Annotated in this window: 10 protein-coding genes; 7 read left to right on the top strand and 3 right to left on the bottom strand. The window is 57.9% G+C overall.

Translation table 11 applies throughout. The features are described from left to right. The first annotated feature begins 114 nt into the window (after positions 1-114). Genes WA225_RS23360 through WA225_RS23340 form a run of 5 tightly spaced genes read left to right on the top strand, consistent with a single transcriptional unit; the run spans position 115 to position 4,224 of the window. Entirely contained in the window at positions 115-921 is an 807-nt protein-coding gene (locus tag WA225_RS23360) for an alkaline phosphatase family protein (protein ID WP_422609820.1), read from the top strand. Between the two features lie 5 nt (positions 922-926). Continuing rightward, a complete protein-coding gene (locus tag WA225_RS23355) occupies positions 927-1,763 on the top strand; it encodes an ABC transporter permease (RefSeq protein WP_163013661.1) in 837 nt (278 codons plus the stop codon). After that, positions 1,750-2,550: an ABC transporter permease gene (locus tag WA225_RS23350; RefSeq protein ID WP_422609819.1), complete on the top strand. Its 801-nt coding sequence runs from the start codon at positions 1,750-1,752 to the stop codon at positions 2,548-2,550. The genes WA225_RS23355 and WA225_RS23350 overlap by 14 nt, the downstream gene beginning before the upstream one ends. Further along, positions 2,547-3,536, top strand: a complete 990-nt coding sequence (locus WA225_RS23345; RefSeq protein WP_422609818.1) for an ABC transporter ATP-binding protein — start codon at positions 2,547-2,549, stop codon at positions 3,534-3,536. The genes WA225_RS23350 and WA225_RS23345 overlap by 4 nt, the downstream gene beginning before the upstream one ends. Before the next feature lie 34 nt (positions 3,537-3,570). Further along, positions 3,571-4,224, top strand: coding sequence for an HAD family hydrolase (locus WA225_RS23340; protein WP_422609817.1), 654 nt, complete (start codon positions 3,571-3,573; stop codon positions 4,222-4,224). Positions 4,225-4,373: 149 nt separating this feature from the next. Here WA225_RS23340 and WA225_RS23335 read toward each other — a convergent pair whose 3' ends face one another. Then, a complete protein-coding gene (locus WA225_RS23335) occupies positions 4,374-5,336 on the bottom strand; it encodes a zinc-binding dehydrogenase (protein WP_422609816.1) in 963 nt (320 codons plus the stop codon). A 138-nt stretch (positions 5,337-5,474) separates the two neighbouring features. Between WA225_RS23335 and WA225_RS23330 the strand changes: the two genes are divergently transcribed. After that, positions 5,475-7,559, top strand: a complete 2,085-nt coding sequence (locus tag WA225_RS23330) for a carboxy terminal-processing peptidase (protein ID WP_422609815.1) — start codon at positions 5,475-5,477, stop codon at positions 7,557-7,559. Positions 7,560-7,693: 134 nt separating this feature from the next. After that, the gene (locus WA225_RS23325) at positions 7,694-9,484 is read left to right on the top strand and encodes a bifunctional diguanylate cyclase/phosphodiesterase (RefSeq protein WP_422609814.1); all 1,791 of its coding nucleotides are present in this window, start codon (positions 7,694-7,696) and stop codon (positions 9,482-9,484) included. A 94-nt stretch (positions 9,485-9,578) separates the two neighbouring features. On the opposite strand, the gene WA225_RS23320 is transcribed toward WA225_RS23325, so the two are convergent. Then, complete coding sequence (locus tag WA225_RS23320; RefSeq protein ID WP_422609813.1) at positions 9,579-9,893, bottom strand: contact-dependent growth inhibition system immunity protein; 315 nt, start codon at positions 9,891-9,893, stop codon at positions 9,579-9,581. Then, positions 9,883-10,516 (bottom strand): RHS repeat-associated core domain-containing protein (locus tag WA225_RS23315; protein ID WP_422609812.1); only part of this gene is annotated, 634 nt, incomplete at its 5' end. The genes WA225_RS23315 and WA225_RS23320, both read right to left, overlap by 11 nt.

Here is a 10,516-nt window from a genome sequence, read left to right as displayed (position 1 = left end):
GCCGCAGGCTGCGATCTTTTGATCTTGCCCTTTAAGAGCAACATCAAAAGATCGCAGCCTGCGGCAGCTCCTACAGGGGTCGGTTCCAGTTTTGTTTTCGGAGTTTTTGCCCCTATGAAGCACAACGTCATCCTTGTCGTGCTCGACGGCCTCAATTACGAGGTCGCGCGTCACGCCATGGGGCATCTGCAGGCTTACGTTGGCGCAGGACGCGCCGCACTCTATCAATTGGAGTGCGAGTTGCCGGCCCTGTCCCGACCGCTTTATGAATGCATCCTCACCGGCGTGCCGCCGATCGACAGCGGCATCGTCCACAACAACGTCTCGCGCCTGTCCAATCAGCGCAGCATTTATCACTACGCCCGCGACGCCGGTCTGAAAACCGCTGCCGCGGCGTATCACTGGGTCAGCGAGTTGTACAACCGCTCACCCTTCGTCGCCGCCCGCGACCGGCACACCGACAATCTGTCGCTGCCGATCCAGCACGGGCACTTCTACTGGAACGATCACTACCCGGATTCGCACCTGTTCGCCGACGCCGAAAACCTGCGCCTGCGCCACGATCCGAATTTCCTGCTGATCCACCCGATGAACATCGACGACGCCGGACACAAACACGGCCTCGACAGCTCGCAATACCGCAACAGCGCCCGCTCGGCCGACATCATCCTCGCCGACTACTTGCAGAGCTGGCTCGAAGCTGGCTATCAGGTATTGGTGACCGCCGACCACGGCATGAACAACGACCGCTCGCACAACGGTCTGCTGCCGGAAGAACGTCAGGTGCCGCTGTTTGTCCTCGGCGATGCCTTCAGCCTCAACGCTGGCGCGGCACCGAAGCAGATCGAAATCTGCGGCACCGTCTGCGAGCTGCTCGGCGTGCCCCACGACAAACCTGTGTGCCGGGAGCTGCTCAAGTGAACGCCATGACTCGCGGCAAATGGCTGGCGGCGCTGTGCCTGGTGCCCTTCGCGCTGTTCTTTATCGTCTTCGAAATCGCCCCGCTGGTCTGGGTGATGATCAACAGCCTGCAATCGGAAGAGTTCGGCTGGGGCCTGGCCAACTTCAGCAAGATCTTCAGTTCGAAATTCTATTTACAGGCGATCCAGTACAGCCTCGAGATCAGCTTCTGGTCCAGCGTGTTCGGCATCATCATCGCCGTACTCGGTGCGTATTCCCTACGCCGGGTCGACTCGAAACTGCGCAACTTCGTCAACGCCTTCGCCAACATGACCAGCAACTTTGCCGGCGTGCCACTGGCGTTCGCGTTCATCATCCTGCTCGGTTTCAACGGCAGCATCACCATCATGTTGAAGCAGTCGGGGATCATTCAGGACTTCAACCTGTACTCGAAAACCGGCCTGATCATCCTCTACACCTACTTCCAGATTCCCCTTGGCGTGCTGCTGCTCTACCCGGCCTTCGACGCCTTGCGTGAAGACTGGCGCGAGTCCGCCGCGTTGCTCGGCGCCAACGGCTGGCAGTTCTGGCGACACATCGGTCTGCCGGTTTTGACCCCGGCATTACTTGGTACGTTCGTGATTCTGCTGGCCAACGCCCTCGGCGCGTATGCCACGGTGTACGCGTTGACCACGGGCAACTTCAACGTACTGCCGATCCGAATTGCGGCGATGGTTTCCGGCGATATTTCCCTCGACCCGAATCTGGCCAGTGCATTGGCCGTGGTGCTGGTGGCGCTGATGACCATCGTCACCGTCGTGCATCAACTGCTGTTGAAGAGGAGCTACCATGTCTCGCGCTGAATCCGGCCCGGCCGGCCTCTACCACCGCGTCGTGGTCTACCTGCTGTTCGCCATCCTCTTGCTGCCGCTGGCGGGCACGCTGATCTACTCGATCGCCAGCAGTTGGTCAGCGACCATTCTGCCCAGCGGTTTTACCTTCAAGTGGTACGTCCAGTTGTGGAGTGATCCACGTTTCCTTCACGCCTTCGGCCAATCGTTGCTGGTGTGCGTCGGTGCGCTGGTGTTGTCGGTGGTGTTGATTCTGCCGCTGCTGTTCGTGGTGCATTACCACTTTCCGAAACTCGATGCGCTGATGAACATCCTCATCCTGCTGCCTTTCGCGGTGCCGCCGGTGGTGTCGTCGGTGGGTCTGTTGCAGCTTTACGGTTCCGGGCCGATGGCGATGGTCGGCACGCCATGGATTCTGATCGGTTGCTACTTCACCGTGGCGCTACCGTTCATGTACCGGGCGATCACCAACAACCTGCAAGCGATCAACCTGCGCGACCTGATGGACGCGGCGCAACTGCTCGGCGCCAGCACTTTTCAGGCAGCGTTTCTGGTGGTGCTGCCGAACCTGCGCAAAGGCTTGATGGTGGCGCTGCTGCTGTCGTTCTCGTTCCTGTTCGGTGAGTTCGTCTTTGCCAACATTTTGGTCGGCACGCGCTACGAAACCCTGCAGGTTTATCTGAACAACATGCGCAACAGCAGCGGCCACTTCACCAGTGCGCTGGTCATTTCGTACTTCTTTTTCGTGCTGGTCCTGACCTGGATCGCCAACATCTTGAACAAGGACAAAAGCGAATGAGCTATGTCAGCGTCCAACACCTGCAGAAGAATTACGCGGGCACCACAGTGTTCAGCGACATCAACTGCGAAATCAACAAAGGCGAGTTCGTCACCCTGCTCGGCCCTTCTGGCTGCGGCAAGTCCACCCTGCTGCGCTGCATCGCCGGCCTGACCCCGGTCGATGGCGGCAAGATCCTGCTCGATGGCGTCGATATCGTGCCGTTGAGTCCGCAGAAACGCGGGATCGGCATGGTGTTCCAGAGCTATGCCTTATTTCCCAACATGACCGTCGAGCAAAACGTCGCCTTCGGTTTGCGCATGCAAAAGGTCAATGCCGACGACAGCCATAAACGCGTTTCCGAAGTGTTGAAACTGGTTGAACTGAACGACTTCGCCAGTCGCTATCCGCATCAACTGTCCGGTGGTCAATGCCAGCGGGTTGCCCTCGCCCGCTCGCTGGTGACGCGCCCGCGCTTGTTGCTGCTGGATGAACCGCTGTCGGCGCTCGATGCGCGAATTCGTAAACACCTGCGCGAACAGATCCGCCAGATCCAGCGTGAACTCGGCCTGACGACAATTTTCGTGACCCACGATCAGGAAGAAGCGCTGACCATGTCTGACCGGATTTTCCTGATGAATCAGGGAAAGATCGTCCAAAGCGGCGACGCCGAAACCCTCTACACGGCGCCGGTCGATGTGTTCGCCGCCGGCTTCATCGGCAACTACAACCTGCTCGATGCCGACGCAGCGTCGAAGCTGTTGCAACGCCCGATCAACCACCGCATCGCCATTCGCCCGGAGGCCATCGAACTGAGTCTTGAGGGGGAACTCGACGCGCAGATCCGCAGCCACAGCCTGCTCGGCAACGTCATCCGCTACCGGGTCGAAGCGCGCGGCGTCGAACTGGTGGTGGATGTGCTCAACCGCTCGGCTGCCGATCTGCATCCCGACGGTCAGCGCCTGGCGCTTTCCATCGATCCGACGGCCCTGTGTGAGGTAGCCTGATGACTTTGCTGACGTTGAAGAGAGAACTGCACTGATGGCCCTGGCAATTTTTGATCTGGACGAAACGTTGATCCACGGCGACTGCGCCACCCTCTGGAGCGAGCAGATGGGGCGCCTCGGCTGGGTCGATCCCGAGTCGTTCATGCGCAAGAACAACGAACTGATGGACGCTTACAGCCATGGCAAATTGCGCATGGAAGAGTACATGGAGTTCAGCCTCGAACCGCTGATCGGGCGTACGCCGGAAGAAGTCGAGCACCTGGTTGGCCCGTGGGTGGAAGATTTCATCGAACCCATCATCTTCAGCGACGCGACCAAAACCATCGCCGCCCACCGCAAGGCAGGTGACCGGATTCTGGTGATCTCGGCGTCGGGCACACATCTGGTCAAACCGATTGCCGATCGACTGGGCATTGATGAAGTTCTGGGCATTGAGCTGGAAGTCGCCCATGGCGTTTACAGCGGTCACACCGTTGGCACCCTGACTTACCGCGAAGGCAAGATCACCCGGTTGCTGGAATGGCTGGATGCTGAAGAAGAGAATCTGGAGGGCGCGAGTTTCTACTCCGACTCACGCAATGATTTGCCGCTGTTGCTGAAAGTGGATTTCCCGCACGTGGTCAATCCCGATCCGGTGCTGCTTGAGCACGCCGAAAAATCCGCCTGGCCGATCCATCTCTGGAAATGACAAAGATTTAATCCGCAATTACCGACAGGCAGACATCCCAAACCTGAGTTCGCCTCAATGGTTCAGGTCGATGCAGCTCGACAGCACAACCCGGTCAGTCCCCTCTCCCTTTGGGAGAGGGTTAGGGTGAGGGGCTTTTTTCCTTGCTCTCAGCTCAGGCTGTCATCGACTACCAAAACCACTTTCCCGGAAACGGTATTACTCGCCAGCTCCGCAAACGCCGCCTCAGCGTCTTTAACCGCAAACACCTTGGCCAACTGCGGACTCAACCGCCCTTCAGCAAACAACGGCCACACCTGCTGGCCCAGATCACTCAACAGATCTGCCTTGAACTGATCATCACGACTGCGCAACGTCGAGCCGAGCAGTTGCACACGCTTGCCCAACACCTGCGCCAGATCCAGCTGCGCCTCCCGGCCGCCCATCAGACCGATCAACACCCAACGGCCATCGAGCGCCATCAGCTTGAGATTCAATGCTGAATATTTGCCACCGACCGGATCGAGAATCACATCGAACGGTCCGAAGTCGCGCAGACTCTCCAGATCATCGGTGCGCACCACCCCGCCCTGCGCGCCCAGCGCCTCGCAATACGCCAAACGCTCGGCCGAACCGACGCTGACCCAACACGGATTGCCAAATGCCTTGCACAACTGAATGGCGGCTGAACCAATTCCACTTGCGCCGGCATGCAAGAGAACTTTCTCACCCGGTTTGAGCGCCGCAAGTTGAAACACATTCAGCCAGACTGTTGCGTAAACCTCGGGCAATGCCGCCGCCTCGATCAGCGAGACGCCTTCGGGCACCGGCAGCACGTGCCGCCCGTCGACCACCACCTCTTCGGCCATCCCGCCCCCGGCCAGCAAGGCGCAAACCCGATCACCGACTTGCCAGGCACAGCCCGCGCCGACCTCGCTGATGACCCCGGAGCACTCAAGACCGAGTACTTGGCTGGCCCCTGGTGGCGGCGGATAGAGCCCTGCTTTCTGTAATAAATCGGCGCGATTGAGGCCCGCAGCGGCCACTCGAATGCGGACTTGTCCTACATCGCATGTAGGACTCAGCTCTTCAACCCATGCCACTTGACCGTCAACGCCTTGCAATGCCTTCACAGTGCCTCCATAGTGAGTCTGGACTGAGCCCGAAGCTGTAGCGCCGGGCTTTTTGCATTATGCGACCGGCTCTCATAGAACCGGCGACTTCAAAGACGGCCTAATATGCGTTATCAATTGTCCCCGCGTCGAATCAGCATGAAGCATTTGCTCCCCAGCACCGCCCTCGCTCTATTCATCGGTATCGGTCTGTTGCCGGTGTCGGGCACTACATTCGCAGCCAACAGCTGGGACAAGTTGCAGCCTGATCGCGATGAAGTCATCGCCAGTCTGAACGTCGTCGAGTTGCTCAAGCGTCACCACTACAGCAAGCCGCCGCTCGACGATGCGCGCTCGGTGATCATCTACGACAGCTACATCAAGCTGCTGGATCCGTCGCGCAGCTACTTCATGGCCAGCGACATCGCCGAATTCGACAAGTGGAAGACCCAGTTCGACGACTTCCTCAAAAGCGGCGACCTCAACGCCGGGTTCACCATCTACAAGCGCTACCTGGACCGCGTCAAGGCGCGTCTGGACTTCGCCCTTGCCGAGCTGAACAAAGGCGTCGACAAGATGGACTTCACCACCAAGGAGACCTTGCTGATCGATCGCAAGGACGCCCCTTGGCTCAAATCCACCGCTGAGCTCGACGACCTGTGGCGCAAACGCGTGAAGGACGAAGTGCTGCGGATGAAGATCGCCGGCAAAGAGCCGAAGCAGATTCAGGAAACCCTGACCAAGCGCTACAAGAATCAGCTGGCGCGCCTGGATCAGACCCGTCCGGAAGACATCTTCCAGGCGTACATCAACACCTTCGCCATGTCGTACGATCCGCACACCAACTATCTGTCGCCGGATAACGCGGAAAACTTCGACATCAACATGAGCCTGTCCCTCGAGGGCATCGGTGCCGTGTTGCAGAGCGACAACGACCAGGTGAAAGTCGTGCGTCTGGTGCCAGCCGGCCCGGCCGACAAGACCAAACAGGTCGCCCCGGCCGACAAGATCATCGGTGTTGCCCAAGGTAACAAAGAGATGGTCGACGTGGTGGGCTGGCGTCTGGACGAAGTGGTCAAGCTGATCCGCGGGCCGAAAGGCACCGTGGTGCGTCTGGAAGTGATCCCGGCGAGCAATGCGCCGAACGACCAGACCACCAAGATCGTGCCGATCACTCGTGAAGCGGTGAAGCTCGAAGACCAGGCCGTGAAAAAGTCCATCCTCAACCTTAAACAGGACGGCAAGGACTACAAGCTCGGCGTGATCGAGATTCCGGCCTTCTACCTCGACTTCAAGGCGTTCCGTGCCGGTGATCCGGATTACAAGAGCACCACCCGTGACGTCAAGAAACTGCTGACCGAACTGCAGAAAGACAAAGTCGACGGCGTGGTCATCGACCTGCGCAACAACGGCGGCGGTTCCCTGCAGGAAGCCACCGAGCTGACCAGCCTGTTCATCGACAAAGGCCCGACCGTACTGGTGCGTAACGCCGATGGTCGCGTCGACGTGCTCGAAGATGAGAACCCTGGCGCGTTCTACAAGGGGCCGATGGCGTTGCTGGTCAACCGCCTGTCCGCCTCGGCTTCGGAGATTTTCGCCGGCGCCATGCAGGACTACCACCGTGCACTGATCATTGGTGGCCAGACCTTCGGCAAAGGCACTGTGCAGACCATTCAGCCGCTGAACCATGGCGAACTGAAACTGACCCTGGCCAAGTTCTACCGGGTATCCGGCCAGAGCACCCAGCATCAGGGCGTGTTGCCGGACATCGACTACCCGTCGCTGATCGACACCAAGGAAATCGGCGAGAGTGCGCTGCCGGAAGCCATGCCATGGGACACCATCCGCGCGGCGATCAAACCGGCGGCCGATCCGTTCAAGCCGTACCTGGCTCAGCTCAAGTCCGAGCATGACACGCGCACCGCCAAGGATGCCGAGTTCGTGTTCATCCGTGACAAGCTGGCGCTGGCACAGAAACTGATGGAAGAAAAAACCGTCAGCCTCAACGAAGCCGAACGCCGTGCCCAGCACACCGACATCGACGCCAAGCAACTGGTGATGGAAAACATCCGTCGCAAGGCCAAAGGCGAAGAACCGCTCAAAGAGCTGAAGAAAGAAGACGACGACGCTCTCGCGGCTGCCGACCCGGACAAGGTCAAACCAGAAGACGACGCCTACCTGAGCGAAACCGGGCGCGTGCTGCTGGATTACCTGAAGCTGAGTAATCAGGTGGCCAAGAAGTAAGGTGATGGCAATTTAATGCTGACGATCCCCGGATCGTCATCAAACAGTCATCATTCTGTCGTGCAATAAAGGACTGGGAGCCACTCTCTTCATCGAGAACGCTCCCAGTCCTTTTTTTATCGCCAGAGATTGCCATGACCACGACCGAACAGCTGAGTGCCTTGAGCTCGATCCTGACTCAAAGCGGTTTGCACAGCCTGTTCCAGCCGATCATCAGCCTCTCCGAACGTCGTATCCTCGGCTACGAAGCCCTCACCCGTGGGCCGTCCAACAGCCCGCTTCACTCGCCCATTGCATTGTTCGCCGTGGCGCGTCAGGCCGGGCGCTTGAGCGAACTGGAAATCGCCTGTCGGCAAAGCGCTTGCCGTCGCTTCAACGAGCAGCAACTGCCGGGCAAACTGTTTCTCAACGTCTCGCCGGAATCCTTGCTTGAAGCCGCGCATCAACCGGGGCGGACGTTGCAGTTGCTGCAGGATTTCGGCATTCCACCCAGTCAGGTTGTCATCGAGTTGACCGAGCAGACGCCGATCGATGACTTTCAGTTGCTGCAAACTGCATTGCATCACTATCGCGCGATGGGTTTTTCGATTGCCCTGGATGATCTCGGTGCCGGCTATTCGAGCCTGCGGTTATGGTCGGAGCTGCGCCCGGATTACGTGAAGATCGACCGGCACTTCATCGACGGCATTCATCAGGACGCGTTGAAGCGCGAGTTTGTCGGCTCGATCCTGCAAATCGCCAAAGCCTCTCGCGCACAAGTCATTGCCGAAGGCATCGAGTTGCCAGAAGAACTCGCAGTGCTGACTGAAATGGGCGTCGATCTGGTCCAGGGTTACTTGCTCGGCCGCCCTCAGGAACACCCACCGCGCGATGCCCGTGCCTTGATGCCCAAACACGACAGCAGCGCCGTCGCGTTGAACGACGAAGGCAGCGACCTCAGTGCCCTGCTCAACGACCAACCGGCCGTGCACCGCGACACCCCCACCGCCACCGTACTCGAAGCCTTCCGCCGCCAGGCCAACCTCAACTCACTGGCGGTACTCGACGAACAAGGCCAACCTTGCGGCATCGTCCATCGCCACTCCTTGTCGGATGCCCTGCTCAAACCGTTCGCCACCGACCTGTTCGCGCGCAAACCGATCAGCCGCCTGATGAACGACGACTTCCTCGCCGTAGAAATGAGCCAGTCGCTGCAACAAGTCAGCCGCCTGATCACCAGCCGCGCCCGCCAGCGCATTGAAGAAGATTTCATCATCACCCTCAATGGCGGTTACCTAGGTCTTGGCCGGGTCATCGACGTGCTCAAGCTGATCACCGAACTGAAAATCCAACAGGCTCGTTATGCCAATCCGTTGACCTTGCTACCAGGTAACGTGCCGATTCAGCAATGCCTGACGCGGTTGCTGCAGCAGGCGCGCGAGTCGGTCATTTGCTACGTCGACATCGACAGCTTCAAACCTTTCAACGATATCTACGGCTATGGCCGTGGTGACGAAGTACTTCTGTGCCTGGCGCAATGTCTGAACGAGCGCGTCGACCCAAGCCGCGACTTCGTCGGCCATATTGGCGGCGACGACTTCCTCCTCGTCCTCGGCCCGGACGACTGGCGCAAACGTCTTAATCAACTGCTTGATGACTTCCAGAGCCAATGCCGACGCTTCTATCGCACGGAACACCTTGAGGCGGGATGCTTCATCGCGCCGAATCGCCAAGGCGTGCGGCAGGAGTTTCCGTTGCTCTCACTGTCCATCGGTGTCGTGCATCTACACCCGGAAGCCTGCGCACAACTGGATGCCAATCAGCTTGCGGAAATGGCTTCGCAGGCCAAGCATCATGCGAAGAATATTCCGGGGTATAGTGTGCATGTGATTGATAGTCTCACCGCTCCCGACGTCCATCCACCACAGTTAATCGGACAACGCTGACTTGCGCCCTGTGGGAGCGGACTTACTAGCGAAGTGACAACTTATAAACCAATATCTCTGTTGATTAAAAATGATGAAGGCTTATCCAGGCCCCCTAAATTTTACGGCGCGAAGCTTCTCTGAAAAGTACAGAAATGTGCTTTAACCACGTATTTCCGTCTTGCCAATCATGCCAATAGCAGTAACAACATCCAATTTCCTTCAGTAAGAAATCTCGAATCTTATTTTCTGTCATATTCATCGCCAGCAAGGCATCAATTTCCGTTATCACTCTCTCCACTGCGCTACCGTCTGGATCGGCTAAGAAAGATTTAACAACATCATCCGCGAAGGCAAACTCACACATCCAATCCTCATGAAAATAGGCTCCGAGAAACTGGAATAGGCTAGGGAAATCTTCAGTTGTCATTTACAAAACCCGTCAAGATAAAATAACCAAGTGGTGAAGTTGCATCCCGCCGCAACACTAATCTAATACTAAACAGCGGCTCTAGTGTTCCACTCTGCCTCAGAACACCTACACCAGCAGGAGCAGACACTCGCTCATTAATCACAAATTTACTTGCGTTACCTGCGAGAAAATTATCAATATTGACTTTGTTGTTCCTGATAACATTCGAGAGTGCAGCTTCAGCCTCTGCCCTATTAAGAAATGTTGACGCAATAGGTATGTTCGGTTCGTCTATTAGTCTAGCTCTCAGCTGAGCCTCCGACCTATCGACATGTCTCTCAATAGTATGTCCACCTCGAGACCTGTGGGCCTCTAAGCCTCCCCCCGGCACTATCTCACTATAGGGCCCATCGGCTTGTATTGCTCCCGGGCACGGAGTGCAAGCTAACCCCAACGGATCCACCCACCCCGTCGGATTCGGCACGTACTGGTACTGATTCAACCCACCGGCCAACTTGATCGGATCCGGTGTCAGATAACGCCCCAGCCTCGGGTCGTAATACCGGTGGCGGTTGTAATGCAGACCGCTTTCCCCATCGAAGTACTGCCCCTGAAAGCGCAGCGGCTGGTTCAGGTAGTCG

The organism is Pseudomonas sp., from assembly GCF_049300855.1.
Taxonomy (GTDB): domain Bacteria; phylum Pseudomonadota; class Gammaproteobacteria; order Pseudomonadales; family Pseudomonadaceae; genus Aquipseudomonas.
This window is presented reverse-complemented; position numbering and strand designations above follow the sequence as displayed.